The sequence below is a fragment of the Armatimonadota bacterium genome (assembly GCA_031081585.1).
GTDB classification, from domain to species: Bacteria; Sysuimicrobiota; Sysuimicrobiia; order Sysuimicrobiales; family Humicultoraceae; genus Geohabitans; species Geohabitans tengchongensis.
Genome location: JAVHLY010000008.1, coordinates 17,809 through 44,380 on the forward strand (window position 1 = coordinate 17,809; position 26,572 = coordinate 44,380).

The window sequence follows — 26,572 nt, forward strand, 5'->3', positions numbered from 1 at the left end:
TGACGAGGAGGCGGGCGATGGAGCAGGTGCACGACCGCAGGGGCCGGGTGATCCGGCCCGGGGTCCGGGTGCGGGTCCTGGACGATACGGCCCAGGAGGGCGAGGTCCGGCGCGTCATCCCCGGGTACCGGGGGGACCGCTACGCGCTGGTGGCGGTGATCGTCGACGGGGCCAAGGCCGGCAAAGCCGAGCGCCTGGTGCGGGCGGCCGAGGTCGAGGTGGTGGAGGAGGGGGTCACCCGCCAGCCCTGACCGTCATCCGGCCCGCCTGATCTTCCCAGAGCCCCGTCAACCGCACAACGCGCATGCTTGACATGGTGCTACATCTTGTGATAGGAAGTCTCTGCGGACACAAGATGTAGATGCAGGCCGGTCCCCTAAGGGGTGAAAAGGGAACCCGGTGTAGCGCTCCTGCTCTGCGCGAGTCCGGGACGGGCCCGCCGCGGTAAGGGGGACGGATCGGAGATCGGGGCCACTGGGCGAACTGGCCCGGGAAGGCGTCCGGTCCGGAGGAACCCGAGTCCGAAGACCTGCCGGCCTGTGAACAATCCGCGTGCCCTCGTGGAGTGGGGCGGAGCGGAGACAGGTTCCCAGGCCGTCCTGGGGCCGCCTCCGTCTATCGCACGCAGGGCCGTGGTTGAGGACGGAGGTGGCCGAAGTGGCGACCCTGGTTGGTTTGCCGCACTGGCTGGAACGGCTTGCCCGCCCAATCCCCGGCGGCACGCGTCTGCTGAACAGCCTCCGTGACGACCCCGCGGTCCGCGGCAGCGGGGAAAGTGAGCTCGAACTGGCCCTGCTTCAGGCCAGCCAGGGCCGGATTCACCAGGACCCCGGTTACGAGCGCCTCGCGGCAAGGTTGATGCTGCGCCGGCTGTACCGGGAAGCCCTGGGGACCCCCGAACCCGACCCTGACGCCTACCGCGCCGGTTTCTGCCGGTACGTGCCGCAGGCCGCGAGCGCCGGGGCCCTGGACGAACGACTGCTCCGGTTCGACCTCCAGGGCCTGAGCCGGGTCCTGCGGCCCGAACGGGACCTGTGGCTGCCCCTGATCGGGGTGTCTACCCTTGCGGACCGGTACCTCGTCCGGGACCCCGAAACCCGCAGGCTGCTGGAAGTCCCGCAGTTCCTGTTCATGCGAGTCGCCATGGGGATGAGCCTCGTTGAGCGCGATCCCGCGACATGGGCGGAGGCCTTCTACGACGCCATGAGTCGACTGGACTATCTGCCCAGCACCCCCACCCTGTTCAACGCGGGCACTCCTCACCACCAGCTCAGCAGCTGCTACGTGTCGGATGTGCTGGACAGCATGCACCACATCCTCCAGTCCTGCGAGGAGTTCGGGAAGGTCGCCAAGTACGCCGGCGGCCTCGGGGCCTCCGTCACCAAACTGCGCGCCGCGGGTGCTCCGGTCCGCGGCATCAACGGCACCAGCTCCGGCATCATTCCCTTCATCCACCTCTTCGACTCGCTCATCAGAGCCGTCAGCCAGGGAGGGCGTCGCCGCGGCACCCTCGCCGTGTACCTGGAGCCCTGGCACCTCGAGATCCGGGCCTTCCTGGACCTCAAGCGGAACGCCGGCGACCCGTACCTGCGGGCCCACAGCCTGAACACCGCGCTGTGGGTCCCGGACGAATTCCTCCTCCGGGTGGAGCGGGACGACGAGTGGTACCTCTTCGACCCTGCGTACACGCCGGAGCTCCCCGACCTGTGGGGCGAGGCCTTCTCCCGGGCCTACCGCTGCCGAATCGAGGAAGCCCGGGCCGGCCGCATCCCGCCGCGCGCATTCCGCGTCGAGAGCGCCCGGTCCCTGTTCCGGGAGATCCTGGCCACACTGCAGGAGACCAGCCACCCCTGGGTCGCCTTCAAGGACGCCAGCAACGTACGCAGCATGCTGCCGGGGGTGATCCACTCCAGCAACCTCTGCACCGAGATCCACCTGCCGACCAGCGAGGAAGAGATGGCTGTGTGCAACCTCGCCAGCGTCAACCTGGCACGTCACGTGACCTCCGGGGGGCTGGATTGGCATCGCCTCCGCCGCACCGTGCGGCTCGCCATCCGGGGCCTGGACAACGTGATCGACCTGAACCTCTACCCCACAGCACGCGCATCCCGCGGGAACCTGCGCCACCGGCCCGTGGGACTGGGCCTGATGGGGCTCGCGGAGGTCTTCGCACGGCTGGGCATGCGCTACGGTGACGAAGCCTCCTGCGAGTGCACCGACCGCGCAGTGGAGTTCCTGAGCTTCTGCGCCATCGAGGCCAGCTGCCAGCTGGCCACAGCACGCGGGCCCTTCCCCTCGTTCCCCGACAGCCGCTGGGCCCGGGGTGAGGTGCCCATCGACACCCTTCAGGAGCTGGCCGAACTCCGTGGCGGACCTGTCGTGGATCGCTCGGGGCGTCTGCACTGGGACGCCCTCCGCCACCGGGTGCGTCAGGGCATCCGGAACGGGACGGTCCTCGCCATCGCGCCCACCGCCACCATCAGCCTGGTCGCCGGGACCACCCCTGGCATCGATCCCTGCTACGCGAACCTCTTCGCCCGCCAGACGCTGTCCGGGAAGTTCCTGGAATTCAACCGCGTGCTCGTGGAGCAGTTGCAGTCGCTGGGTCTGTGGGATCGGGTGCGCGCGCAGCTGGTCGAGGAGCGGGGGGATCTGGAGCGCATCGAGCAGATCCCGCAGGCCCTGCGCCACGTTCACCGCACCGCTTACCAGATCCCTCCCGAGGACTTCGTCCGGGTCGCCGCCCTGGCCCAGAAGTGGGTGGACCAGGGAGTCAGCCGCAACCTGTTCGTGCGGGATCGCTCCCTGGACGCCATGGCGCGCCTGTACCTGGAAGCGTGGCGGGCCGGCCTCAAGTCCACCTACTACCTGTTCACCGCTCCCCGCATGTACGCGGAGCCCAGTACCGTCCACGTCAACAAGGCCCGCGAGCGGCTCCGCTGGAACCTGGAACTTCCCGAACACGCGATCAGCTGCGCACCGGGCTGTGAGTCCTGTGCCGGCTGAGCAGGTGGACCATGCGGCCTCTGGTTGGCGGGAATCCCCTCGAGCCTGTCCAGCTCGTGCCCCTCAGCTACCCCTGGGCGTACGCGCACGCCCAGCAGGGCAAGCGCAACACCTGGTTTCCCGAGGAGGTCCCCCTGGCCGAGGATGTCCGCGACTGGGAGACCCGTCTGTCCCCGGACGAACAGCGCGCCGTGGAGCTCCTCCTGGGCTTCTTCAACCCCATGGAGTCCCTGGTGACCCACAACCTCGTCCTCGCCATCTACCGCCACGTCACCGCTCCCGAAGCGCGTCTGTACCTGGCCCGGCAAATCTGGGAGGAGGCCAACCACACCATGGCCTTCGAGTACGTGCTCAAGACCCTTCCCGTAGAGCGCGAACGGGTCTTCAACGCCCACCGGAACGAGCCGGCCGTCCGGGCCAAGGAGGAGTTCCTGGTGGACCTGTCCCGGACCATGCTGGACCCGCTGGATTTGTCCCGGGTCTCCCACCGGCGCAGCTTCCTGCGGAACCTGGTGGGCTACTACATCATCCTGGAGGGCGTCTTCTTCTACGGCGGGTTCCTGTTCGCCTACACCTTCCGTCGCCGCAACCTCCTCCGTGGGCTCGCCACCATCGTGGACTGGACCCTCAAGGACGAGAGCCTGCACCTGAGCTTCGGCATCCACCTGATCGGGGAACTCCTCGCCCAGGACCCCGACCTGATGACGCCCGGGCTGGGTCGGGAGCTCCTGCACCTCATCCTGACGGCGGTGGACCTCGAACGGGACTACAACCGGGCGCTGCTCCAGCGGCCTGTCCTGGGGGTCAGCGCGGAGGTTCTGAACGCCTATGTGGAGTACATCACCGACCGCCGGCTGGAGGAGCTGGGCCTGCCGGCCTCGTTCCACACCCCCAACCCTGCGCCCTGGATGGCCACGGAGGTGGACGTGCCGGAAATCGTCAACTTCTTCGAGGCCCGGAACATCCACTACGAGGTCGCGGCCCCGCGCGACGTCGAGGGCTGACGCGGGCGCGGACCCGTGCGCGTCCCGGGGCGGGAGGATTGCCAGGAGCGCAGCGCACTGCTACCGTAAGGACGGGACAACTGCATAGCCATCCGGGGAGCTCGACGAGGCGGGCTGAGAGGGCGTTCCGATGACAACGCCGACCCGTTGCACCCGATCCAGGTAATGCTGGCGTGGGGAGAGGCAGGCCGCCAGTAGCGCGTGGACTGGCGGCTTTTGCTTCCCCCGTGAGGGGGGATGCTCGATGCAGGCGCGACCGCTGGTCCTGGCGGCGCTCTTCGCGGCGCTGCCGGTGGTCCTCTCGTTCTTCCCCGGTGCCATCCCGGTCGCCGGCGCCAAGGTCCTGCCCTGGCAACACATGGTGAACGTGGTGGCCGGCATCACCCTGGGGCCGTGGTACGCGGCCCTGGCCGCCACGGTGGCCGCCATCGTGCGCAACGCCCTGGGCGTGGGCACGCCGCTCGCCTTTCCCGGGGGGATGGCCGGGGCGCTCGTCGTCGGCTTCGCCTACCGCCTGTGGCGCCGGCCGTGGGTGGGGCTGCTCGAGCCGCTCGGCACCGGTCCCGTGGGCGCCACCGTCGGCGCCCTCATCGTGGCGCCCGCCTTCATGGGCAAGGCGCTGCCGCTCGGGGCGCTCATGGTGGCCTTCCTGGCCAGCTCGATCCCCGGCGCGGCGGTGGGGACGCTCCTGCTCAAGGCCCTGGAGCGCGCGGGCGTGACCGCGCCCACCGGAGCGCGGGGGTGAGGCTGTGGTGGGGGCAGCCGACCCGGGGACGGTTTGACGTGGGCGTCCTCACCCTGCCTCGTCCCCGCCTCCAGGTCCCGCCGGCGTGGGGCATCGAGCCGGTCCCGGCGGCGTACCGCCGCCTGGGTTTCCTCGACTTCTTCGCCCTGTGGTCGAGCCTGGGCGTCGGCCTGCTGGTCCTGGCCGCGGGCGGCCTGCTGGTGCCAGGGATGAGCCCCCGGGCGGCGCTGGGCGCCATCGTGCTGGGCACGCTCATCGGGAACCTGCTGCTCGCCCTCACCGGCCTCGTCGGCAGCCGCACCGCGCTCCCCACGATGGTCCTCCTGCGCCCGGTGCTCGGGCTGCGCGGGTCCTACCTGCCCACGGTGTTGAACGTGGTCCAGCTGGTCGGGTGGGGGGCCTTCGAGGTCTACATCATGGCGCAGGCCGCCGATGCGATCAGCCGCCAGCTCACTGGCCTGCACCGCCCCGCGCTGTGGGCGCTCCTCTTCGCCGCCATCGCCACCCTGCTGGCGCTGGGCGGCCCGCTGGTGGTCGTGCGCCGGTGGCTGGAGCGCTTTGCCATCTGGCTCGTCTACGCCACCACCCTCTACCTGACCGGCTACCTGCTCACCCACCACGACCTGCGGGCCTTGCTGGCCCGGCCGGGGACGGGCGCGCTGCCCTTCTGGCTGGGCGTGGACCTGGTGGTGGCCATGCCGGTCTCCTGGATGCCGCTCGTGGCCGACTACAACCGCTTCGCGCAGCGCCCGGCGGCGGCGTTCTGGGGGACGTACCTGGGCTACTTCCTGGCCAACGTGTGGTTCTACGCGCTCGGGGCCCTCTTCGTGCTGGCGCTGCGGACCCAGGAGGTGATCCCGGCGGTGCTGAGCGTCGCCGGTGGCGCGCTGGCCCTCCTCCTGCTGCTCGTGGACGAGACCGACAACGCCTTCGCCAACATCTACTCCACGGCGCTCAGCCTGCAGAACATCCTGCCGCGCGCCCCCCAGCGCCTCCTCATCGTCCTCGTGGGGACGCTGTGCTTCGTCGTGGCGGTGAACGTGAACCTGGTCGCCTACGAGGCCTTCCTCTTCCTCATCGGCGCCGTCTTCGTCCCGCTGTTCGGCGTACTGGCGGCCGACTACTTCGTGCCGGGCGGCCGAGCCCGCGCGCCCCTGTCGCAGGCGGCTGCGGACGGCGCGGGGCGCGCCGAGGGCGCGGGGCGCGGCGTCTCCCTGCCCGGTCTGGTGGCCTGGGCCGTGGGCTTCCTCGTCTACCAGTGGATCGCCCCCACCGCCCTCCCGGGGTGGGAGGGGGCGCTGCGCGCGGCCTTCACGGCGGTGGGGTTGCCCTTCCCGCTGCGGGATGTCGTCCCCTGGCTGGGCGGCTCGGTGCCGGGCTTCCTGGCCGCCCTGGTGGCGTACGCGCTCCTGCGCGGCGTGTGGCCACGGTAGTCTCGGGGACGCGGCTGGCCGAGGCCTGGGCCGCTGTGCGCCGGCGGCGCCCCCTGGTCCACCACCTGACGAACGTCGTCACGGCCGGCGACGTCGCGGACGTCACCCTGGCCTGCGGCGCCCGGCCGGTGATGGCCCAGGCGCGCGAGGAGGTCGAGGAGGTGGCGGCGCAGGCCGCGGCCCTGGTCCTCAACTTGGGCACCCCCACCCGGGAACGGCTCGCCGTGCTGCTGGCGGCCGGGCGGGCGGCCAACCGCCACGACGTCCCCGTGATCCTCGACCCGGTGGGGTGCGGCGCCACCCGCTTCCGCCGCGCGGCCGCAGCCCGGCTGTTGGAGGCGGTGCGGGTGCGGGTCGTCCGGGGCAACCGGGCCGAGATCGCCACGCTCGCCGGTCTCGAGGCGACCATGGTCGGGGTGGAATCCGGGGAGACGCCGGTCGACCCGCTGGAAGCGGCACGCCGGCTGGCGCACCGGAGCGCGGCGGTCGTCGCCGCCACCGGGGAGCACGACGTCGTGAGCGATGGGGCGCAGGCCTGGACGGTCGTCCACGGCCATCCGCTCCTCACCCGCATCACCGGGGGCGGGGACATGGTGACGGCGGTGGTCGCCGCCGTGGCCGCCGTGGAGCCGGACGCGGTGGTGGCCACCCTGGCTGGGCTGGTGGCTTTCGGGCTGGCCGCGGAGGAGGCCGCCAGGGGGGCACGCGGACCGGGGAGCTTCCGTCCCGCCCTGCTGGACGCGCTGGCTGGCCTCGATCCCGGGCGCGTGCGCGACGGCGCGGCGGTCCGCGAGGCGGCAGGTCTGACCGATCGCGGGTGAGTTCGTGCAGACCGGGATGGGGCGGACCGGGCTGGCTGTGGACCTGAGGCTCTACGTGATTACCGACCGGGCCCTCGCCGGGTGCTCCCACGAGGAGCAGGTGGCGCAGGCCATCGCCGGCGGAGCCACGGCCGTCCAGTTGCGGGACAAGTCCCTGCCGCCCGATGCCCTCGTGGCCATCGGCCGGCGGCTGCGGCGCCTCACCCGGGAGGCCGGGGTGCTCTTCCTGGTGAACGACCGACCCGAGGTCGCCAGCGCCTGTGACGCCGATGGGGTGCACCTCGGCCAGGCCGACGGTGACCTGGCCCGGGCGCGGGCCCACCTGGGTCCCGAACGCGTCATCGGGCGGTCCGTGGACACGGTGGCGGAGGCGGTACAGGCGGAGCGGGAGGGGGCGACCTATGTCTCGCTGGGGCCGATCTTCCCCACCCGGACGAAGCCCGACGCCGGCCCGGTGGTGGGCCTCGAGGGACTGCGCCGGGTGGTGCAGGCGGTGCGCATCCCCGTGGTGGCCATCGGCGGGATCGATGCCGGCACTGCGGCGGCGGTCATCACCGCCGGGGCGGCGGGCGTGGCGGTGATCCGCGCCGTCGTCGGCCAGGCGGACATCACCGCAGCCGCGCGGGCGCTGCGGGCACAGGTGGACGCCGCCCTGGCCCGCCGCGGAGGTGCGGCGCCGTGACCTCCGCCCACCCCGACCGCGTTGCCGTGACCATCCCGCGGGCGCTGACCATCGCCGGCTCCGATTCCGGCGGCGGCGCCGGCATCCAGGCCGACCTCAAGACCTTCTCCGCGCTGGGGGTCTTCGGCATGACGGCCATCACCGCCCTCACGGCGCAGAACACCGCCGCGGTGACGGGGGTCGTGGAGGTCCCGCCGGAGTTCGTCGCCCGGCAGATCGACGCCGTGGTCGAGGACATCGGCGTGGATGCGGTGAAGACCGGCATGCTGGCCAACGCTGCCATCATCGACGCGGTGGCGGAACGGATCCGCCACCACCGCCTCCCGCACCTGGTGGTGGACCCGGTGATGGTGGCCAAGTCCGGGGCGCCGCTGCTCCGCCCCGAGGCGGTGGAGGCGCTGCGCCGCCTCCTCCTGCCGCTGGCCGAGGTGGTCACCCCGAACCTGCCCGAGGCCGCCGCCCTCACCGGGCTGACGGTGGACAGCCCGGCGGCGATGGGGGAGGCGGCCCGGGCGATCGCGGCGCTGGGCCCTCGCGTCGTGGTGGTCAAGGGCGGCCACCTGGCCGAGGAGGCGGTCGACGTGGTCTATGACGGTCGGGAGGTGGTCGCGCTGCGGGAGCCGCGGGTCGAGACCACCGACACCCACGGGACGGGGTGCATCTTCGCCGCGGCCATCGCGGCGCACCTGGCGAGAGGGGCGCCGCCCCTGGAGGCGGTCCGACGGGCCAAGGCGTTCGTCACGGCCGCGGTCCGCGGCGCCCTGCGCCTGGGGCGGGGCCACGGCCCCGCCAACCCGATGGCCGCCCTGTCGCCGGCAGAAGCCTTCGGCTGAGGCCTGGACGTTCAGGCCGCCCGCACGACGGTCTCGAGGAAGTACCGGTGCAGGGCGGTCTCCCCCAGCACCTCGGGGTGGAAGGTGGCCGCCAGCAGGCGGTCCTGGCGCACCAGCACCGGCTGCCCTCCAAAGGAGGCCAGCACCTGGACCGCCGGCCCCACCGCCTCGATGACCGGCGCCCGGATGAACGCCACCCGCAGCGGCGCGGAGCCGAGCGGCGGGACGTGGATGTCCGCCTCGAAGCTCTCCCGCTGCCGACCGTAGGCGTTGCGGGCCACCGCGATGTCCATCACCTCCAGCAGCGGAGGCCGGCCCCCGCGGGCCTCGCGGGCCAGGAGGATGGCCCCCGCACACGTCCCCAGCACTGGCAGCCCCTGCTCGACCCGCTCGCGGATGGCCTCGTCGAGGCCGACCCGGGCCATCAGCCGTCCGATGGTGGTGGACTCGCCGCCGGGGATGATGAGCGCTTCCACGCCCGCCAGGTCTTCCGGCCGGCGCACCTCCCGGTTCTCGGCGCCGCACGCCCGCACCACCGCGGCGTGTTCGGCGACGTCCCCCTGCAGCGCCAGGATGCCCACGCGCACCGTCCTCACACTCCCCGCACCTGCAGCAGCTCCGCTTCGGGCAGGCGGCGCAGGTCGAGCCCGCGCATGGGCTCGCCCAGCCCGGCCGAGACCTCGGCGAGCACCCCCGGCTCCCGGTAGTGCGCGACCGCGTCGACGATGGCCCGGGCGCGGCGGCGGGGGTCCGCGGACTTGAAGATCCCGGAGCCGACGAAGACGCCGTCGGCGCCGAGCTGCATCATCAGGGCGGCGTCGGCGGGCGTGGCGATGCCGCCGGCGGCGAAGTTCACCACGGGGAGGCGGCCGAGCTGCCGGGTCTCCAGGACCAGCGCGTAGGGGGCGCCGAGCTCCTTCGCCGCCGTCATCAGCTCCTCGTCGGCCAGGGCCTGCAGGCGCCGGATGCCGCCCAGCACCAGGCGCATGTGGCGGACGGCCTCCACCACGTTGCCCGAGCCCGCCTCACCCTTGGTGCGGATCATCGCCGCGCCCTCCCCGATGCGGCGCAGGGCCTCGCCCAGGTCGCGTGCCCCGCAGACGAAGGGGACCGTGAACGCCCGCTTGTCGATGTGGTGGTGCTCGTCGGCCGGCGTCAGCACCTCGCTCTCGTCGATGAAGTCGACGCCCAGCGCCTCCAGGATCTGGGCCTCGACGAAGTGGCCGATGCGCACCTTGGCCATCACGGGGATGGTCACCGCCTCCATGATCTCCCGGATGCGCCGCGGGTCGGCCATGCGCGCCACGCCGCCTTCGGCCCGGATGTCGGCGGGGACCCGTTCGAGCGCCATCACCGCCACCGCGCCCGCCTCCTCGGCGATCTGGGCCTGCTCGGCGGTCGTGACGTCCATGATCACCCCGCCCTTGAGCATCTGGGCGAGGCCCCGCTTCACCCGCTCCGTCCCCGGCCGCACCGGGGCGGCGTCCACCACCATCACACATCCCTCCCCCCGACGCCTGGAAAAGGAGAGACGCCCGAACGCGGGCGTCTCCGGGGCATGCAGGCGCCTGGTCTCGCAGCCCTGCCTCATACGGACTGTACCGTCGGCCTCGGAATTCCACCGAGCCACGGTCCCACCGGCCCGGCCTGCGCCACAGCCGGCAGGACCTCACGGGCTGTCACCGCCGATCGGGAATTGGCCTCGCCCGCAAGGGGTGAAGCCTCACCCTGCCCCGAAGGGCTGCGAGCCTTCGGTGCTGTCACCCTGACTCTAGGCGCCGGGCCGGCGGCGGTCAATTGCCGCCTGACCTGGGATGCTGGCCCGGGCCGGCCCATCATCCGTCACCCGGGTGGTGGGCCGGCGGTGAATTACCGCATGACCTGGTAGAGGAGGGTCACCGTGCCGTAGGGGTGGCGCGTGGCACGGCGGGCCACCTCGTGGCCGTCCAGGAGGAGGCGCACGACGAGCTCCCCCTCGGCGTTGGCCTTGGTGAAGGCGGCGGTGACGGCCACCGCCGTGGTGACGGTGTAGGCGGCCGGGACGCGCCCCTGGACGGGACGGGTGGCGGTGGGCGTGCCGTAGCTCCCCTCGAAGGGCAGGCCCGGCGTGCCCTCCACGCGGATGGTGACGGTGCGCTCGCGGACCATGCCGCGGCGGAGCGGCGGGGGAGCCAGGCCGCCCAGGCAGGCGGTAGCCAGCACGCCGACCAGGGCGATGGCCAGGCCGACGGCTGCACGACGAGGGAGACGCAACGGTCCTTCCACGGGCATCCTGACAGGTCCATGCCCGCCAGGGTTGACCGGTGAGACGGGCCCTCGGGGGTGTTGATGATCCTCCTCCGCGCCACGACCAGGCCCGCTGCTCGGGAGGGTGGCGCTAGCCACGCCGCTGGAGGTAGGCCCGCAGGTGGGCCTCGATGAAGGCGGTCAGCTCCTCGTCGGTCCGCTCGTGGTCGAGGGCGTCCTCCTGCACCAGGATGAGCGGCGGGTCAAGCGCCCAGGGGCCCTGCAGGTCGACCTGGATCTCCCGGGCGTTCTCGGAGACGTCGAGGCGGGAGCCCGGGGCCAGCCGGTCGACCGCGCGCTGGACGAGCGCCAGGTAGCGGTCCAACCCGGCGTGGTGGTGGAGGACGTCCAGGGCGCGGTCCCGCGCCTCATCGGTGGTGCGGCCGCGCACGCGCACGCGGACGTAGCGGCGGGCCTGGGCGCCGCTGCCTTCCAGGATCTCCACCTCGACCCGCTGCAGGTCGGGGCGGTCGTAGAAGCGGAACGTGAAGGCCCGGCCGTACAGGACGACGGCTTCCTCGCGCGTCATAGGGATGCCCGGCTCCGACGGACCCCGGAGCGGCCGGGCCCGGGAGGCCCCGGCGCCCGCCAGCTCGCCGCCTCCCGATCACAGTGCCCGCCCGCCGCCTCCCCGATCATACGGAGAGGGCTCGCCCCGGGGCGAGTCAATGTTGCACAAGAGCCGTTATATCACATGAAGGAGATCGGCCCGGCCGGGGCGAATCTCTCCGGCGACCAGACCGACGACCGACCGCCGCCGACGCGCTGATGCCGCTCCGCCGCCCCTCCCGTCGCCGCCCCTCCCCCCCGCCCCGGGTTCGGGGTCCCGGGGGACGGCCGCTCCCGCCGCTGCTCGCCGAGTGGGCCGACGAGCTGGCCGCACAGAACCGCGCCGAGCGCACCATCGCCGGCTACCTCGTGGACGTGCGGCAGTTCGCCGAGTGGCTGCGGCGTCCCCTGACCGCCGCGCGGCCCGACGACGTCCGGGCCTACACCCACGCCATGCAGCGGGCCGGGCTCGCCCCGCGCAGCCGGATGCGGCGCCTGGTGGCCCTGCGGCAGTTCTACGCCTACCTCGTGGCCACCGGCCGCGTGACGGCCGACCCGACGGCGGAGGTACGCCTGCCCCGCGTGGCCAGCCAGTACGTCCCGGGCTTCCTGCGTCCGGAGGAGGTGGGCGCGCTGCGCGCCGCCATCCCCGACACGCCGGCGGGGCGGCGCGACCGGGCCCTCGTCGAGCTGGGGCTAAGCTCGTTGCGCGTCTCCGAGGTGGTGGGGCTGCGGCTGGACGACCTCTTCCTCGACCGCGGCCAGGTGCGGGTGCGCGGCAAAGGCGGCGGCACCTACCTCCAGCCGGTGACGCCTGAGGCGGTGGCGGCGCTCCTGGCCTGGCTCGCGGTGCGGCCCCGGGTCCCGCACCCCTACGTCTTCACCGCGCTGCCGCCACGGCGCCGGCGCGGCCTCCACTACTTCAGCGCCGAGCGCATCCTGCGCGGCTACCTGCAGGCCGCCGGGATTTCGCGTCCGCTGAGCTTCCACGCGCTGCGGCACACGGTCGGGGTCCACCTGGCCGACCGCGGCGTGCCGCTGGAGTACATCCAGGACCTGCTGCGGCACCGCGACCCGCGGACCACCCGCATCTACACCGCGGTGGCCGCCGACCGGCTGCTGGAGGTGGTGCGGCGGGAGCTGCGCTTCCCGGGCGGGCGGTAAGCCACCGCCTGTTCCGCCCTGCGAACACCTGTTTGCCTTGTCCTCCCGCCCGTGGTAGACTGTCTCCGCCGTTCCCGGGACAGGAGGTGCTTACCTCATGGGCCGAGGTCTCACCCGCCGCCAGGCCGAGATCCTGTCATTCATCCAGCGCTACACCGAGACGCACGGCTACCCGCCGTCCGTCCGCGAGATCGGTCAGGCCCTCGGCCTGACCAGCAGCAGCACCGTCCACAGCCACCTCGCCGCCCTGTCCCGAAAAGGCTACCTCCACCGGGACCCGAGCAAACCCCGCGCCATCGAGGTGCTGCGTGACGAGCGCGCCCATCCGCCTAAGCGGCTCATCCCCATTCCGGTGGTGGGGCGCGTGGCTGCCGGCGGGCCGCTGCTGGCCGAGGAGAACATCGAGGACTACTTCCCCCTCCCCAGTGGGTTCCTGCGCGACGGGGAAGGGTGCTTCATGCTGCGCGTGCGCGGCGACAGCATGGTCGAGGCCGGCATTTTCGACGGGGACTACGTGATCGTGCGCAAGCAGCCCACGGCGCAGAACGGCGATATCGTCGTCGCCCGCCTGGAGGACGAAGCCACGGTCAAGCGCTTCTACCGGGAGAACGGCGTCGTGCGGCTCCAGCCGGAGAACTCCCGCATGGCCCCCATCATCACGAAGGACGTGGTCATCGAGGGGAAGGTCGTCGGGCTGATCCGCCGCTTCGCCTCCTGAGGTTGCCATCGGACTCTACCCGCCCTCACCCGCCAGCCAGTCCGCGAGCTCCGTGAGCGTGCGCACCTCCCGCTCCGGCGGCGCGCTCCCGTCGGGGAGGCGCTCGCCCTTGCGGTTGACCCAGACCACCGGAATCCCGAGCCGCCGGGCCGGGGCCACGTCGTGGAAGGCGCTCTGGGCCACGTGGAGCCAGGCGCGGTCGCCCACCCACCGCCGCGCCGCCTCGAAGTGGGTCGGTGCCGGCTTGTAGGCGCGCACCTGCTGCGCCGTGACGAGCAGGTCGAACCGGACCGGCAGGTGGCGCAGCGTCGCGGCCAGGAGGTCGTCGTCCACGTTCGAGAGGATGCCCAGACGGTAGCCCGCCCGGGCGAGGCGCTGGAGGGCAGGGGCGGTGTCGGGAAAGGGCGGCCAGGCGGGCAGGCTGTCGGCCAGGAAGCCGGCCTCGCCATGCGGCAGCGTCCAACCCAGGCGGGCGGCCACGCGCACGGCCGCCTCCGCCAGCACCTCCCGGTAGGGGCGGTATGCCTCGGCCTGCACCTGCGGCTCCACCTCGGCGTAGAGGGCCAGCACCCGCTGCCGGTCGACCTCCCGGCCCCGGGCGGCGGCCGCCCGGGCGAAGGCCTCCCCGATGCCGCGCTCCCAATCGATCAGGGTCCCGTAGCAGTCGAAGGTGAGGACCTCGTAGGGCCGGGCCATCAGCATGTGGGCCGGGGCTTCACAGTGTGGGCCGGACCAGGCCGTCCTGCTGGAAGCGCGCCGCGAGCGCTGGCGGGATCTCGGCGTCGAGCACGATGGCGTCCCCCTCGTACCGCTGGGCCATCACCCGCCCCCGGGCGAAGATCTCCGCCAGCCGGCCCGCCTCGGCGTAGGGGACCGCCAGGTGGAGGCGCACCAGCGGCGGGATGAGGAGCTGCGCGACCCGCCGCAGCAGGTTGAGCAGGCCGACCCCCTGCGCGGCGGAGAGGAGCACCGCCTGGGGGGCCTCCCGCCGCAGGGCCTGGCGGGCGGCCGGGTCGAGGCGGTCGATCTTGTTGTAGGCCACGAGGCAGGGCCGCCCGCCGGCACCCAGCTCCCGCAGGACGCGCTCGGCCACCTGCTGCTGGTGGCGCCAGCGGGGGTGGCTGACGTCGACGATGTGCACCAGGACGTCCGCCGCCACCACCTCCTCCAGCGTGGCCCGGAAGGCCGCCACCAGGTGGGTGGGCAGCTTGTGGATGAAGCCCACGGTGTCGACGAAGAGCACCGGGCGGCCGTTGGGCAGGACGACGCGCCGCACGGTGGGGTCCAGGGTGGCGAAGAGGCGGTCCTCCACCAGCACGCCGGCGCCGGTGAGGGCGTTGAGCAGGGTGGACTTCCCGGCGTTGGTGTACCCGACGAGGGCCACCACCGGCAGGTCGGCCTCCTGGCGGCCCCGCCGCTGGAGCGTGCGGTGGCGCTCCACCTGAGCCAGCGCCCGCCGCAGCTCGGTGATGCGGTCGCGGATGCGCCGGCGGTCCACCTCGAGCTTGGTCTCGCCGGGCCCGCGCGTCCCGATGCCGCCCCCGAGGCGCGAGAGCCACGCACCCCGCCCGGCCAGCCGCGGCAGGAGGTAGGTGAGCTGCGCCAGCTCCACCTGCAGCCGACCCTCACGGGTCTGCGCCCGCCGGGCGAAGATGTCGAGGACCAGGGCGGTGCGGTCGAGCACCTTCACGCCCAGCGCCTGTTCCAGGGTGCGCTGCTGGGCCGGGGTCAGCTCCTCGTCCACCACGACGAGGTCGGCGTCCCGCTCCTCGACCAGGCGCCGGACCTCCTCCACTTTGCCCCGCCCGATGTAGGTGGCGGGGTCGGGGCGGGAGCGGGCCTGCAGGACCGTGCCCACGACGTCCGCGCCGGCGGTGTCGGCCAGGCGGGCCAGCTCCTCCAGGGAGTCCTGTGCGGTGAACTCCGCGGCGACGGGGACCTCCGCCGGGGCGGCGTCGACATCCCCTCTTCGGACCGGAGGCAGCAACCCGACGAGCACGGCCCGCTCGCGCCGCGGCGGAGTGACCACGGGACCCGCCCGGCGCATCGCCGCCTCCACCGCCCGCAGGCGCGGGGCGACCTCCAGGCGGCAGAGCGCTTCCGCCGGGTAGGGACCTTCGGCGACCACCTGGGGAGTCTGCCCGTTCTGCGCCGCCGCCACCTGGAGCACCCACCCCTCCCCCGGGCGTGCCCGGTCCACCGGCACGAGGGCGGCCAGGTCGAGGCGTCCCTCCAGGACGTGGCGGCGGTCGCCCTCCTCCAGCCCGTTCACGGGCCCGGGGCGCGCGCCCACGTACCGCAGCCCCACCGGGCGCGTCGGCGCGGCGCGACGCTGGAACTGGGCCAGCAGGTCCTGCCAGCGCCGACTGACCACGACCTCGCGCACCACGCCGTGGCGGTCGAGGTAGACCCCCACCTCCCGCTGCGTGGCCTGGGCCAGGTGGGCCAGGGTCTCCAGCAACGGCAGGTCCACCAGGCGCTCCTGCGGGACGCGCCGGCGGAAGAGCGCCTGGAGCATCTCTCGGTGCTTGGGCTGGATGGCGCGGGTCAGGCCGTGGACGGGTGGGATGAGCCAGCTCCCTCCGGTCGTCCCCCTGTGGGCGGGGTCAGGATGTGGGACAAGGGTCAGACGAAGACCTGTTCGTACACACCTGCCAGGCGTGCCACGCGGGCCTCCATGCCCCCAGGCGTGCTTCGAGCGGAGAGGTCGTCATCGTCCACCCTCAAAGATAGCATGCCTCCGCTCGTGTCATCGGCCGGTTGGTGGCGTTTTGCCCCCTGATGCCGCCGTGCGCCGGGCCGTCTCGGCCGCTTCCGCCCCGACGGCGCCGGTGCCCTCACCCGTACGTCCGGCGCAGGCGGTCGAGGGCCTCCTCCAGACGGTCGTCCGGCGTGGTGAGGGAGAGGCGCACGTACCCTTCCCCCTCCTCCCCGTAGCCGCGCCCCGGCGTGAGGACGACGCCCGTGCGCTCCAGGACCTCCGCTGCGAACGCCGCGCCCGAGGCGCCGGGCGCGCGGAGCCACACGTAGAAGGTGGCGCGCGGCCGCGGCGGGGTCCACCCCAGCGCGGTGAGCGCCTCCACCACGCGGTCCCGCCGGCGCTGGTAGACGGCCACGCGCTCCGCCACCGGGGCCTGCGGCCCGGTGAGCGCGGCCACCCCGGCCCGCTGCACCGCCACGAAGACCCCCGAGTCGACGTTGGTCTTCAGGCGGCCGAGGGCGCCCAGGGCGTCGGCGTTCCCCACGGCGAAGCCCACCCGCCAGCCGGTCATGCAGTAGGTCTTGGAGAGCGAGTGGAGCTCGATCCCCACCGCCCTGGCCCCGTCGGCCTGCAGGAAGCTCGGGGGGCGGTACCCGTCGTAGGCGATCTCCGAGTACGAGTTGTCGTGGACAACGAGCACGCCGTGCTCCCGCGCCCACGCCGCCACCTCCTGGAAGAACGCCAGCGTCGCCACGCCGGCGGTGGGGTTGTTCGGGTAGTTCAGGAAGAGGAGGCGCGCGCGCCGGGCCGTCGCGGAGGGGATGGCGCTCAGGTCGGGCAGGAAGCCACGCTCCGCGCGCAGGGGGACCGTGACCGGTTCGCCGTCGGCCAGGATGGTGGCCGCGCGGTAGACGGGATAGCCGGGGTCGGGCACGAGCGTGGCCTCGCCGGGGTTCACGAGCGCCCAGGGGAGGTGCGCCAGGCCCTCCTTGGAGCCGATCAGCGCCAGGACCTCGCGCTCGGGGTCGAGGTCGACCTGGAAGCGCCGACGGTACCAGGCCGCCACCGCCTCGCGGAACTCGCGCGTGCCGGCATAGGGCGGGTAGCGGTGGGTGCGGGGGTCGCGCGCCGCCTCGGCCAGGGCGGCGACGATGTGCTCGGGCGTGGGCAGGTCGGGGTCCCCCACCCCCAGGTTGATGACGTCCACGCCCTGGGCCTGGAGCGCCTCCTGCTTGCGGTCGAGGTCGGCGAAGAGGTAGGCCCCGATGCGTTCGAGACGACGGGCTGCGCTCACGTGACCCTCCTCCCGGCGTCGGGCCGCGCAGGGACGCCGCCCCACGACGGCGCCGCCGCGAACGCCGCTAGCATAGCATGGACCCGCTCGGCCACCGCCTCGGCGTCGAGCCCCTCCACGTCGAGCCACCGGATGCGCGGGTCGGCGCGGAACCAGATCTCCTGCCGCCGCGCGTAGCGGCGGGTGTTGCGCTTCAGGAGGGCGACGGCGCGGTCGAGGGGGAGGCGTCCCTCCAGGTAGGGGATGAGCTCCTTGTACCCGAGCCCCTGCATGGCCGGCGTGGTGGGCGGCACGCCGGCCGCCAGGAGCCCGCGGACCTCCTCCACCAGCCCCGCTGCCAGCTGCGCCTCCACGCGCCGGTCGATGCGGGCGTCGAGGACGGGCCGGGGGAGGCGCAGGCCGACCTGCAGGACGGGTTCGGGCGCGCCCCTGCGTCCCTGCTGCGCCGACAGGGGGCGGCCGGTGTGGTGGATCACCTCCAGGGCCCGCACGAGGCGCCGGACGTTGCGCGGGTGGATGCGTGCGGCCGCCGCCGGATCGAGCCCCTGCAGGCGCGCGTGGAGGGTGCCGGGATGGGCCGCCTCCTCCGCCTCTGCGGCCAGCCGGAAGGCCGGATCGGGCGGCACGGCGGGGATGGTGAGGCGGTCCACCACCGCCCGGATGTAGAGGCCGGTCCCGCCGACCAGGATGGGCAGGCGGCCGCGGGCGTGAATCGCCTCGATGGCGGCCAGGGCCAGGCGCTGGTAGTCGGCCACGGTGAAGACCTCGCGCGGGTCGGCGACGTCGAAGAGGTGGTGCGGGACGCCGGCGCGCTCGGCGGGCGTGGGCTTGGCGGTCCCGATGTCCAGCCCGCGGTAGACGTTGCGCGAGTCGGCGTTCACCACCTCGCCGCCGACGCGCCGGGCCAGCGCGATGGCCGCCGCGCTCTTGCCGGTGGCGGTGGGGCCGCAGAGGACCAGGAGCATGCGGGTCAGCGCCTGAGGAACCAGCGGTCGACCGTCTCCAGTGCCACCCGGACCATGGTGGGCCGCCCGTGGAAGCAGGTGTAGGGGTCCTCGGTGGCCGCCAGGTCGCGCAGCAGCGCCGTCGCCGCCTCCGGGGTCAGGACGTCGCCGCTGCGGACCGCGGTGTGGCAGGCCGTGGCGATGGCGAGCCGGCGCAGCGCCTCGTCGCCGCCGCCGGGGTCGGCGAGGGCCTCCAGGGCCGCCCGCACCAGGGGCTCCACCGGCCGCCCGGCCAGCGCCGCCGGCACGCCCCGGACGAGGAGCGTGCCCCGGCCGAACTCCTCGACGTCGAACCCAAGCGCCGGTGCGGCCGCCAGGAACTCCGCCAGCACTCCCTCCTCGCGGGGACTCAGGTCCACCGTCACGGGCACGGCCAGGAGCTGGGTCGCTCCCCGGCCGCGCCGGGCGCCTTCGAGCAGCCGCTCGTAGAGCACGCGCTCGTGGGCGGCGTGCTGGTCGACGAGGACGACCCCCCGGGCGTCCTCGGCCAGGAGGTAGGTGGCGTGCACCTGCCCCAGCAGGCGCAGCGGCGGGAGGCGGCCGCGCTCGTCGAAGGTCACCTGCGCGGCCGGGACGGCGGCGGCTCCTTGCGCGTATGCGCCGCCGGTCTCGCCGATGGCATCGGGGAGGGAAGACGCGCGACCGGGGAGGAGCGTCGCCGGCCCCGAGGATGCCGGAGCGAGGGTCGCCAGGTCCGAGGATGCCGGGGCAAGGCTCGCCGCTCTCGACGATGCCGGGGCAAGAGCCTCGGAGGCGTGGCCGGGTCCCCCGCCCTCTCCGACCTCCCGGATGCCGCCCGGGCCCAGGAGCGCGCCCCGCACCGCGTGGACGACCGCCGCGAAGGCGCGGTGCTCGTCGGCGAGGCGCACCTCGAGCTTGCGCGGGTGGATGTTCACGTCGAGGGCACCCGGCGGCACCGTCAGGAAGAGCACCGCGATGGGGTGGTGCCCGTGCGGGAGGAGCTCCGCACAGCCCTGCACGACGGCGCGCCAGAGGAGCCGGCTCTGGATGGGCCGGCCGTTCACGAAGAGGTAGTCGAGGCCGCGGCCAGGCCGCGCCGCCTCGGGCCGGGTCACCCACCCCGCCACCGCCACCGTCCCCCAGGGGCCCGCAACGGGCACCAGCTGCGCGGCCGTGGACCGCCCGAGCACCTGCGCCAGCCGCTCGTCGGGCGTGGCCGGCGGGTAGGCCAACACCTCCCGCCCGTCGTGGCTCAGCCGGAAGGCCACGCGCGGGGCCGCGAGCGCCAGGCGCTGCACGGCGTCGACGATCAGCGCGAACTCGCGCCCCGGGGACTTCAGGAACTTGCGCCGGGCCGGGGTGTTGAAGAAGAGGTCCTCGACCGTGACCGTGGTGCCGGGCGCGCCGGCGGCCACGCGCACCTCGGCGGGGCCACCCCCGATGACCCGCACCCGGGTCGCCGCACTCTGCGCCGGCGGCCGTGTGACCAGGTCGAAGCGGCTGACGGCGGCGATGCTGGGCAGGGCCTCGCCACGGAAGCCGTAGGTGGCCACCTGCTCCAGATCCTCCGCCCGGAGGATCTTGCTGGTGGCGAAGCGTTCCACCGCCAACGGCGCGTCCCCGGGCGTCATCCCGATGCCGTCGTCGCTGACGCGGATGCGCCGCAGGCCCGCCCCCTCGACGACCACGGAGACCGTTCGCGCGCCGGCGTCGAGGCTGTTCTCCACCAGCTCCTTCACCACGGAGGCCGGCCGCTCGACGACCTCGCCGGCGGCGATGCGCTCGGCCACCTCGCGGGGCAGGCGGACAATGCGGCCGGGCAGGGTGTCCATCGTCCGCTATTGCACGCGCCGGGCCCGCCCCTCGGCCCGCCCCTGATCCGCATGACCGGCACGCCCCGCAGGACCCGCCCGCCCCTGGCCCTCCCGGGCGGCGCGGGCCCGTTCGCGCAGTTCGGAGAGTTTGTTGAGCGCCTCCAGCGGCGAGAGCGTCTCCACGGCCAGGCTGAGCAGCTCCTCCTCCACCGGGGAGGGGACCTGCAGCGGCAGGGGGATCTGCAGGGCGCCGCGGGCGCGGCCGGGCAGCGGCGGCAGGAAGGTGTCGGCGGCCGGGCCCACCGAGGCCGCCTCCAGGTGGGCGAGGACGCGGCGGGCCTGGGCGATCACCGGCTGGGGGATCCCGGCCAGGCGGGCCACGTGGATGCCGTAGGAGCGGTCGGCCGCGCCGGGGACCACCCGGTGCAGGAAGACCACCTCCTCCCCCTCCTCCTGCACCAGCACGTTCACGTTGTGCACGCGCGGCAGGAGCGCGGCCAGCTCGGTCAGCTCGTGGAAGTGGGTGGCGAAGAGCGTCCGCGCGCCGACGACGTCGTGCAGGTACTCGACCACCGCCCAGGCCAGGCTCATCCCGTCGTAGGTGCTGGTCCCGCGCCCGACCTCGTCGAGGACGATCAGGCTGCGGCGCGTCGCCCCGTGGAGGATGGCGGCGGTCTCCTGCATCTCCACCAGGAAGGTACTGCGCCCCATGGCCGTGTCGTCGCTCGCCCCGACCCGGGCGAAGACCCGGTCGGCCAGCCCGATGACGGCGCGCTCGGCCGGGACGAACGCCCCCGCCTGGGCCATGACGACGAGCAGGGCCGCCTGGCGGCAGTAGACGCTCTTCCCGGCCATGTTGGGCCCGGTGACGATGAGGACGGCCCGCTCCTCCACGTCCAGCTCCAGGTCGTTGGGGACGAAGGCTCCCGCCGGCAGGGCCTCCTCCACCACCGGGTGGCGCCCCGCCCGCACCCGGAGCACCGGCGCCTCGGTCATCTCCGGCCGGACGTAGCTGCGCGTCGCCGCCACCTCGGCGAAGGCCGCCAGCACGTCGGCCTGGGCCAGCGCGGCCGCGGTGGCCTGCAGCGCGGGCGCGTGGGCGGCCACCTGCCGGCGCACCCCGTCGAGCAGCCGCGCCTCCAGATCGGCCATGCGCTCTTCGGCCCCCAGGATCTGCGCCTCGCGCTCCTTCATCTCGGCGGTGATGAAGCGCTCCGCCTGGGTGAGCGTCTGCTTGCGGATGTAGTCGGGCGGGACCAGGTGGAGGCTCGGGCGGCTCACCTCCAGGTAGTAGCCGAAGACCTTGTTGAACCCCACGCGCAGGGAGCGGATCCCCGTGCGCGCCCGCTCCGCCGCTTCCAGGCCGGCGATCCACGCCTTGCCGTCGCGGGCCGCCGTCCGCAGGGCGTCCAGCTCGGCGTCGTACCCGTCGCGGATGATCCCCGTCTCGCGCGGCGCCCCCGGCGGGTCGTCGACGATGGCGCGGCGGATCAGGTCGGTGACCTCCGGGTGGAGGTCCACCTGCGCGGCCAGCGCCTGCAGGAGCGGTGCCGTCGCGGCGCCGAGCGCCTCCCGCACCGGGCCCAGGCGCTCGAGGGAGGCGCGCAGCGCCACGAGGTCCCGCGGGGTGGCGGAGCCGTGGCCGATGCGGCCCACCAGGCGCTCCAGGTCGGCGATCGGGCGCAATGCCTGGCGCAGGGCCTCGCGTCGGGCCGGGTGGGCCACCAGGTCGGCCACCGCGTCGTGGCGCTCGCGGATCGCCTCCTGGTCCCGCAGCGGCCGCGTGAGCCAGGCGCGCAGGAGCCGCGCGCCCATGGCCGTGACGGTGCGGTCGAGGACCCCCAGCAGCGTGTGGCGCGAGGAGCCGTCCCGCAGGTTGGCCAGGACCTCCAGGTTGCGGCGGGTGCCGGCGTCGAGCGCCAGGTAGCGGTCGAGCGCCAGCACGCGCACCCCCTGCAGGTGCGCCAGCGGGCTGCGCTGCGTCTCCTGCAGGTACTGCAGCAGCGTGCCGGCTGCGCTGACTGCCGCGGGGAGCCCGGCCAGCCCGAACCCCTCCAGGCCGTGCACCCGGAAGTGCTCGCGCAGCGCCCGCTCCGCCCGTCCGGCTTCCCAGCGCCACCCTTCGACCTCGGTGACGTGCACGGGGGTGCCGCGGTTGCCGCTGTGGAGGCGGCCCTCCACCGCGTTGCGCTCTTCGGGGGCCAGGAGGAGCTCCCGCGCGCCGATCCGCTCCACCTCCTCGAGCAGCGCCGGCAGGTCGCCCTGGCCGGCTTCCGCCGCGGCGAACTCGCCGGTGGAGAGGTCGGCCCAGGCCAGCCCCCATCGCCCCTCTATCCGCGCCAGCGCGGCCAGGTAGACGCCGGCCCGCGGGGGCAGGAGGGCCTCCTCGATGACCGTCCCGGGCGTGATGATGCGGGTGACCTCCCGGCGCACCAGGCCGCGCGCCTTGCGCGGGTCCTCGACCTGGTCGCACAGCGCCACCCGGTAGCCGCGCTCCACCAGGCGGGCGAGGTAGCCGGTGACGGCGTGGTAGGGCACGCCGCACATCGGCACCCGGCGCCCCTTGCCCACCTCCCGCGAGGTGAGGGTGATCTCCAGCACGCGGGCGGCGACCTCCGCGTCCTCGTAGAAGAGCTCGTAGAAGTCGCCGAGCCGGAAGAGGAGGAGCGTCCCGGGGTGACGCGCCTTCAGCTCGTGGTACTGGCGCATCATCGGGGTGAGGTCCGTGGTCATGGGGACGGTCGGAGGCGCGGTGCCGGTCCCTGCTCGTCGCAAACTGCCCGCTCTCTTCTGGCTACGCTGCCCGAATCCTGCCGAACAGCGTCCGGGCCTCCCCCCGTTGGGGCATAACAGCCCACGAAGACGACTCTGCGACCTGAGAGGTGAGCCGATGCCGCGCATCATCCCTGCCCTCGCCCTTGTCCTGGCCCTCGGTTCGGCCTTCGTCACCACCATTGGCGTGTCCGTCACGGCCCAGGCCGCCGCCCCGCCAGACCCCACCGTCGCCGCGCTCTCCCGTCTCAGCGGGTCGGCCTTCGACATCGCCTTCCTCCAGACGCTCATCCCCCTCCACGAGGAGGCGGTCGAGATCGCCATGGCCGCCACCCTGAACGCGGACCACAGCGAACTGCTCAAGTGGAACCAGCGTATGGTCGAGCGCAAGAACGCCGAGGTCCGCCGCATGCTGACCTGGCTCCAGCAGGCGGGCAAGTCCCCCAGCAGGCGGATGGTGGGCGTGGCGTCGGCACCGGTGAAGCAGATGCGGGCGCTCAAGGGCGCCGCCCTGGAGCGCGTCTACCTGCCGCTCATGGCCGGGCGGCTGGAGCAGACGGCGGCCCTCGGGCGCCTGGCCGCAGCGAAGGCCACCCAAGCCGACCTCAAGGCCTTCGGCACCCAGCTGGCCCGGGTGGACGGTCAGGAGGCGAAGATGCTCCGAGGCTGGTTGCGGGCCTGGTACGCCGCACCGGCGGGGAACTGACGCCGACGGCGGTCGGGGCGGCCGCCCCGACCGCCGTCCTGACCCACCCTGTTCGGGTGCAGGTCAGCGCCGCCGGATCCCCGGCGACTCCCGCGTGATGACGGCCCCGGTCGGGTCCGGCGCGCAGTCCGTGGTGTTCAGCGAACCGCCGTTGCGGTTGCCGGCGAAGACGACCAGCTGGGTCTGCCCGTCGTCGTTGCCCAGGGCGCTCAGGGGAACCGTCACGGTGAGGACGTTGCCGCTCACCGCGACGGACGCTTCCCCCGTCTGCACCAGCGAGGCCGTGATGACCCGGTAGTTCCCGTTGGGTAGGCGGTTGCCCAGGGGCGCGAACTGCCCGTCCCCGATGACGAAGAAGTCCATGCCGGCGGTGGTGCCCAGCACTCCGCAGTTCAGACTGCCGCCCGTGGCGGTGTTCTGGTCCGTGTTGAAGCCGATATCGAAGGCCAGCTGGATCCCCAGGCTGTCCGGGCCGGAGCCGGCCGGCGGCAGCGCGATCCCCTGGCTGAAGGTCACCTCGACCGCGAGCTGTCCGGTCACCCCACTCCCTGTCCGGGTGCTCACGACGCGGGTGATGTCGTACTCGGTGGGCGGGGCTCCGGGGGCTGTATCCCCGACCCCGTCGGCGAATCGGCTGGTCACCGAGGTTTCGACCAGCCCGCTGCACGCGGTCACGACCAGCACCACGACTGCCACGGCGATGACTCCTCTAGCCACGTCGACTCCTCCTCTGCCTGCTCCCCCTCCCCGACGGGGCAAGGGCAGTTTTCCCCCTCACGGGACCCCGGGGGCGGCCCCGAGCGTGGCGGGGCCACCCGAGATCACGGAGCGGGCAGGCGGTCCGGTTCCGCCGTCGAAGGGGCGGGCACAGCGACGCCGGGGCGGTCGCCCATGGGAGGGAGGATGAGCCCCCGGGAGACCGGGCACGGGAACCTGGCAGGACCTGCCCCCGTGTGGGGAAATGAGAAGTTCGAGAGCTGACCTGGAGGTGATCCATGCGCAAGACTCGCCTGGCAGCGCTGCTCGTCGCCGTCGCGCTCCTCTCCGGGGTCACCGGCGCCTACGCGCAGGACATCACGGCGATCATTAAGACGATCGGCATCGGCGCGGCCGTGCGCATGTTCGCGCCCCAGATCAACACCTTCATCAACAACCTCCTGGCGGCGCGTGACGCGCAGACACAGCAGACCACCAAGGTGGTGCCCATCCTGAGCCTCTCCATCGGGGTGGACGCCCCCGGCCGGGCCACCATCGGGGCCGCCCAGGTGGCCGGCCCCAGCCGGGCCGTGCAGCGGGTTCAGGCGGTGGCCGCCATCGACGCGAACTTCTCCGGGGTGTGGCAGATCCGGGCCCTCATCCCGGTGGACAGCCTGGAGCCGTGGCGCCAGCTCCGCCGGGTCGTAGGGGTAGGCGTCTCGGCGATCATCGACGTGCGGATCTAGACCCGATGCCGGGAGCCAGTCCGGGGATGGCTCCCGGCATCGTCAGTCGGTTCTCGGGGTCCTGGTTACGGGAGCGGGGCTCCGCGCCGGGCAGCCAGGTTGATCGGCGGTGAACCAGAGGGGCGCTCAGAGACGGACACCATGACGCCCGAGGTCGTCGTGCCCGGGAAGATCACGACGCCAGGCGCCGTCCCATAGAGGTCTCCGGCATCGATGATGCCGTTGGCGTTGGTGTCTTGCCACGCGAAGACCGTGTGCGTCCCTGACTGCGCGTTGGTGATGACGAAGGTTCCATCAGAGGCGACCCCCACCTGGTCACTGCCAACCGTAATGGTCGACCCGCTCAGGTCTCCGGTAAAGGCAAGCATGGGGTTGGTGCTGACGGATGCGCCGACGGCGGCCGCGGCGTTGACCTTCCCCCAGCCAAACGTGGTGTCGTATCCGGAAGTCCCGAGGTCGGTCGCGGTGCTCTGCAGGACGTTCTGAATCATCGCGGCCCCCGTGACGCCCTTGCTCAGTAGGAGGGCAGCCACCCCGGCGACATGGGGAGATGCCATCGAAGTGCCGTCGAACCACCAGTACTGCGTGGGCGTCGCAGGGGTTCCACTGGTGCTCAAGATGCCATCGGGCTCGCCGTCACCATTCAGATCGGTATTGACGTCCCCTCCCGGAGCCGACAGGTCGATGCAGGAGCCAAAGTTCGAATAGGGAGCCTTCGTGTTGGTGATCGTGGTCGCGGCGACGGCGATCACGTTTGCATAGCACGCGGGGTACACGGGTGAGGCCCCCAGGTCCACATTGTCGTTGCCCGCCGCGGCCACCAGGGTTACCCCGAGCCCGTAGGCGTAATTGACGGCGTCCTGTTCCGCCTGGCTGAATCCGGGTCCGCCGAAGCTCATGTTGATGACACGAGCGCTGTGATCGGCTGCGTACTCGATGGCGTCGATGACATCGGCGCTCGTCGCCGTGCAGGATCCACCGATGTTCCCGAAGACACGCAGAGGCATAATGCGAGTTCGACTCGGGCCGCCCCAGTTGACACCGGCCACGCCGGTCGCGTTATTGGTCGCAGCTGCGATCGTGCCCGAAACGTGCGATCCATGACTAACATCGGAGGGGCCCGGGCACCCGGGATCTGCCGGGTTCGTATCGTCGTCCACGAAGTCGAAGCCGGCCACGGTGACCCCGTTGAGGTCCGCGTGGCCGAAGAGGATCCCAGTGTCGATGACGGCCACCACGACCAACGCACTTCCGGTCGTGACGTCCCAAGCAGCTTCGGTGCCGATGTTGGAGTAGTGCCACTGGAACGAGTAGAAGGGATCGTTGGGAACCGCAAGAGGACGACGCGGTGGGGTCGACAGGAGATAGCGGTAGTAGTTTGGCTCAGCGTACTCGACGGCGGCGTGGCCGCGATAGCTGCTGAGCACTGTATCGGGAGTTGCTGAAACTGCCCGGACGAGCGCAATGCGCCCTTTCAGCAGTCGCCGGATCTCCTGGGTTCCTACCCGGGCGTTCAGGTTGGCGGCCTCGCCAGGCATGACTCCAGGTCGGAACTTGACCAGGAACTCATTGGGCCTCGCCATGGGTCTCATGGAAGCCTGCCGGAAACCCCGGTGCGCAGGCAGACGGGGACGCGC

24 protein-coding genes and 2 riboswitches are annotated in these 26,572 nt (G+C 73.1%); of the genes, 12 read left to right on the forward strand and 12 right to left on the reverse strand.

The window, feature by feature from the left end; genetic code table 11:
• Nucleotides 1-17: 17 nt before the first annotated feature.
• The 8 genes from RB146_04545 (at nucleotide 18) to thiD (ending at nucleotide 8,524) form a co-directional block, all read left to right on the forward strand.
• Nucleotides 18-251, forward strand: a complete 234-nt coding sequence (locus tag RB146_04545; GenBank protein MDQ7828249.1) for a hypothetical protein — start codon at nucleotides 18-20, stop codon at nucleotides 249-251.
• Nucleotides 252-352: 101 nt separating this feature from the next.
• Nucleotides 353-552, forward strand: a riboswitch (cobalamin riboswitch).
• Between the two features lie 96 nt (nucleotides 553-648).
• On the forward strand, nucleotides 649-3,006 hold the full coding sequence (locus RB146_04550) for a ribonucleoside-diphosphate reductase subunit alpha (protein MDQ7828250.1): 2,358 nt from the start codon (nucleotides 649-651) through the stop codon (nucleotides 3,004-3,006).
• 11 nt (nucleotides 3,007-3,017) lie between these two features.
• Entirely contained in the window at nucleotides 3,018-4,010 is a 993-nt protein-coding gene (locus tag RB146_04555) for a ribonucleotide-diphosphate reductase subunit beta (GenBank protein MDQ7828251.1), read from the forward strand.
• An 83-nt stretch (nucleotides 4,011-4,093) separates the two neighbouring features.
• Nucleotides 4,094-4,207: riboswitch (TPP riboswitch) on the forward strand.
• A 47-nt stretch (nucleotides 4,208-4,254) separates the two neighbouring features.
• Nucleotides 4,255-4,755, forward strand: a complete 501-nt coding sequence (gene thiW, locus RB146_04560; GenBank protein MDQ7828252.1) for an energy coupling factor transporter S component ThiW — start codon at nucleotides 4,255-4,257, stop codon at nucleotides 4,753-4,755.
• On the forward strand, nucleotides 4,752-6,188 hold the full coding sequence (gene cytX / locus RB146_04565) for a putative hydroxymethylpyrimidine transporter CytX (GenBank protein MDQ7828253.1): 1,437 nt from the start codon (nucleotides 4,752-4,754) through the stop codon (nucleotides 6,186-6,188). The genes thiW and cytX overlap by 4 nt, the downstream gene beginning before the upstream one ends.
• Nucleotides 6,176-7,009: a hydroxyethylthiazole kinase gene (gene thiM, locus RB146_04570; protein ID MDQ7828254.1), complete on the forward strand. Its 834-nt coding sequence runs from the start codon at nucleotides 6,176-6,178 to the stop codon at nucleotides 7,007-7,009. Before cytX ends, thiM begins: the two co-directional genes overlap by 13 nt.
• A gap of 16 nt (nucleotides 7,010-7,025) precedes the next feature.
• Nucleotides 7,026-7,691 (forward strand): thiamine phosphate synthase, encoded by a 666-nt coding sequence (thiE, locus tag RB146_04575; GenBank protein MDQ7828255.1) that lies wholly within the window; start codon nucleotides 7,026-7,028, stop codon nucleotides 7,689-7,691.
• A gap of 26 nt (nucleotides 7,692-7,717) precedes the next feature.
• Nucleotides 7,718-8,524 (forward strand): bifunctional hydroxymethylpyrimidine kinase/phosphomethylpyrimidine kinase, encoded by an 807-nt coding sequence (gene thiD / locus RB146_04580; protein MDQ7828256.1) that lies wholly within the window; start codon nucleotides 7,718-7,720, stop codon nucleotides 8,522-8,524.
• Between the two features lie 11 nt (nucleotides 8,525-8,535).
• Here thiD and pdxT read toward each other — a convergent pair whose 3' ends face one another.
• From pdxT to RB146_04600, 4 genes are all read right to left on the reverse strand, one after another.
• Nucleotides 8,536-9,120 (reverse strand): pyridoxal 5'-phosphate synthase glutaminase subunit PdxT, encoded by a 585-nt coding sequence (gene pdxT, locus RB146_04585; GenBank protein ID MDQ7828257.1) that lies wholly within the window; start codon nucleotides 9,118-9,120, stop codon nucleotides 8,536-8,538.
• A complete protein-coding gene (gene pdxS / locus RB146_04590) occupies nucleotides 9,117-10,019 on the reverse strand; it encodes a pyridoxal 5'-phosphate synthase lyase subunit PdxS (GenBank protein MDQ7828258.1) in 903 nt (300 codons plus the stop codon). The genes pdxT and pdxS overlap by 4 nt, the downstream gene beginning before the upstream one ends.
• Nucleotides 10,020-10,393: 374 nt before the next feature.
• The gene (locus tag RB146_04595) at nucleotides 10,394-10,789 is read right to left on the reverse strand and encodes a hypothetical protein (GenBank protein ID MDQ7828259.1); all 396 of its coding nucleotides are present in this window, start codon (nucleotides 10,787-10,789) and stop codon (nucleotides 10,394-10,396) included.
• 112 nt (nucleotides 10,790-10,901) lie between these two features.
• Nucleotides 10,902-11,339, reverse strand: a complete 438-nt coding sequence (locus tag RB146_04600) for a hypothetical protein (protein ID MDQ7828260.1) — start codon at nucleotides 11,337-11,339, stop codon at nucleotides 10,902-10,904.
• 239 nt (nucleotides 11,340-11,578) lie between these two features.
• Here RB146_04600 and RB146_04605 point away from each other — a divergent pair, with 239 nt between their 5' ends.
• Together RB146_04605 and lexA are read left to right on the forward strand one after the other, a co-directional pair.
• Nucleotides 11,579-12,523, forward strand: coding sequence for a tyrosine-type recombinase/integrase (locus RB146_04605; protein MDQ7828261.1), 945 nt, complete (start codon nucleotides 11,579-11,581; stop codon nucleotides 12,521-12,523).
• Between the two features lie 97 nt (nucleotides 12,524-12,620).
• Nucleotides 12,621-13,241, forward strand: coding sequence for a transcriptional repressor LexA (lexA, locus tag RB146_04610; GenBank protein MDQ7828262.1), 621 nt, complete (start codon nucleotides 12,621-12,623; stop codon nucleotides 13,239-13,241).
• Between the two features lie 15 nt (nucleotides 13,242-13,256).
• Here lexA and RB146_04615 read toward each other — a convergent pair whose 3' ends face one another.
• The 6 genes from RB146_04615 to mutS form a co-directional block, all read right to left on the reverse strand.
• On the reverse strand, nucleotides 13,257-13,943 hold the full coding sequence (locus RB146_04615) for a haloacid dehalogenase type II (GenBank protein ID MDQ7828263.1): 687 nt from the start codon (nucleotides 13,941-13,943) through the stop codon (nucleotides 13,257-13,259).
• 13 nt (nucleotides 13,944-13,956) lie between these two features.
• On the reverse strand, nucleotides 13,957-15,759 hold the full coding sequence (gene hflX, locus RB146_04620) for a GTPase HflX (protein MDQ7828264.1): 1,803 nt from the start codon (nucleotides 15,757-15,759) through the stop codon (nucleotides 13,957-13,959).
• Between the two features lie 319 nt (nucleotides 15,760-16,078).
• Nucleotides 16,079-17,236, reverse strand: a complete 1,158-nt coding sequence (locus RB146_04625) for an LL-diaminopimelate aminotransferase (GenBank protein MDQ7828265.1) — start codon at nucleotides 17,234-17,236, stop codon at nucleotides 16,079-16,081.
• Nucleotides 17,233-18,201, reverse strand: a complete 969-nt coding sequence (gene miaA / locus RB146_04630) for a tRNA (adenosine(37)-N6)-dimethylallyltransferase MiaA (protein MDQ7828266.1) — start codon at nucleotides 18,199-18,201, stop codon at nucleotides 17,233-17,235. Before miaA ends, RB146_04625 begins: the two co-directional genes overlap by 4 nt.
• 5 nt (nucleotides 18,202-18,206) lie before the next feature.
• A complete protein-coding gene (mutL, locus tag RB146_04635; protein ID MDQ7828267.1) occupies nucleotides 18,207-20,033 on the reverse strand; it encodes a DNA mismatch repair endonuclease MutL in 1,827 nt (608 codons plus the stop codon).
• Between the two features lie 6 nt (nucleotides 20,034-20,039).
• Nucleotides 20,040-22,748, reverse strand: coding sequence for a DNA mismatch repair protein MutS (gene mutS, locus RB146_04640; protein MDQ7828268.1), 2,709 nt, complete (start codon nucleotides 22,746-22,748; stop codon nucleotides 20,040-20,042).
• A gap of 157 nt (nucleotides 22,749-22,905) precedes the next feature.
• Between mutS and RB146_04645 the strand changes: the two genes are divergently transcribed.
• Entirely contained in the window at nucleotides 22,906-23,493 is a 588-nt protein-coding gene (locus RB146_04645; GenBank protein MDQ7828269.1) for a DUF305 domain-containing protein, read from the forward strand.
• Nucleotides 23,494-23,556: 63 nt separating this feature from the next.
• Here the strand turns inward: RB146_04645 and RB146_04650 are convergent, their stop codons facing one another.
• Nucleotides 23,557-24,210 (reverse strand): hypothetical protein, encoded by a 654-nt coding sequence (locus RB146_04650; GenBank protein ID MDQ7828270.1) that lies wholly within the window; start codon nucleotides 24,208-24,210, stop codon nucleotides 23,557-23,559.
• 278 nt (nucleotides 24,211-24,488) lie between these two features.
• On the opposite strand from RB146_04650, the gene RB146_04655 reads away from it, so the two are divergent.
• Entirely contained in the window at nucleotides 24,489-24,935 is a 447-nt protein-coding gene (locus tag RB146_04655) for a hypothetical protein (protein MDQ7828271.1), read from the forward strand.
• Nucleotides 24,936-25,000: 65 nt separating this feature from the next.
• Here the strand turns inward: RB146_04655 and RB146_04660 are convergent, their stop codons facing one another.
• On the reverse strand, nucleotides 25,001-26,518 hold the full coding sequence (locus RB146_04660) for a S8 family serine peptidase (protein MDQ7828272.1): 1,518 nt from the start codon (nucleotides 26,516-26,518) through the stop codon (nucleotides 25,001-25,003).
• Nucleotides 26,519-26,572 lie beyond the last annotated feature (54 nt).

What these genes read in the sequence shown, in the direction of transcription:
- pdxS (MDQ7828258.1), bottom strand. Translation starts at nt 10,019, where the DNA reads ATGGTGGTGGACGCCGCCCCGGTGCGGCCGGGGACGGAGCGGGTGAAG.
- thiE (MDQ7828255.1), top strand. Translation starts at nt 7,026, where the DNA reads ATGGGGCGGACCGGGCTGGCTGTGGACCTGAGGCTCTACGTGATTACC.
- RB146_04660 (MDQ7828272.1), bottom strand. Translation starts at nt 26,518, where the DNA reads ATGGCGAGGCCCAATGAGTTCCTGGTCAAGTTCCGACCTGGAGTCATG.
- RB146_04645 (MDQ7828269.1), top strand. Translation starts at nt 22,906, where the DNA reads ATGCCGCGCATCATCCCTGCCCTCGCCCTTGTCCTGGCCCTCGGTTCG.
- lexA (MDQ7828262.1), top strand. Translation starts at nt 12,621, where the DNA reads ATGGGCCGAGGTCTCACCCGCCGCCAGGCCGAGATCCTGTCATTCATC.
- mutS (MDQ7828268.1), bottom strand. Translation starts at nt 22,748, where the DNA reads ATGACCACGGACCTCACCCCGATGATGCGCCAGTACCACGAGCTGAAG.
- hflX (MDQ7828264.1), bottom strand. Translation starts at nt 15,759, where the DNA reads ATGCTCCAGGCGCTCTTCCGCCGGCGCGTCCCGCAGGAGCGCCTGGTG.
- RB146_04615 (MDQ7828263.1), bottom strand. Translation starts at nt 13,943, where the DNA reads ATGCTGATGGCCCGGCCCTACGAGGTCCTCACCTTCGACTGCTACGGG.
- miaA (MDQ7828266.1), bottom strand. Translation starts at nt 18,201, where the DNA reads ATGCTCCTGGTCCTCTGCGGCCCCACCGCCACCGGCAAGAGCGCGGCG.
- RB146_04655 (MDQ7828271.1), top strand. Translation starts at nt 24,489, where the DNA reads ATGCGCAAGACTCGCCTGGCAGCGCTGCTCGTCGCCGTCGCGCTCCTC.
- thiW (MDQ7828252.1), top strand. Translation starts at nt 4,255, where the DNA reads ATGCAGGCGCGACCGCTGGTCCTGGCGGCGCTCTTCGCGGCGCTGCCG.
- RB146_04600 (MDQ7828260.1), bottom strand. Translation starts at nt 11,339, where the DNA reads ATGACGCGCGAGGAAGCCGTCGTCCTGTACGGCCGGGCCTTCACGTTC.
- RB146_04605 (MDQ7828261.1), top strand. Translation starts at nt 11,579, where the DNA reads ATGCCGCTCCGCCGCCCCTCCCGTCGCCGCCCCTCCCCCCCGCCCCGG.
- RB146_04555 (MDQ7828251.1), top strand. Translation starts at nt 3,018, where the DNA reads ATGCGGCCTCTGGTTGGCGGGAATCCCCTCGAGCCTGTCCAGCTCGTG.
- RB146_04545 (MDQ7828249.1), top strand. Translation starts at nt 18, where the DNA reads ATGGAGCAGGTGCACGACCGCAGGGGCCGGGTGATCCGGCCCGGGGTC.
- mutL (MDQ7828267.1), bottom strand. Translation starts at nt 20,033, where the DNA reads ATGGACACCCTGCCCGGCCGCATTGTCCGCCTGCCCCGCGAGGTGGCC.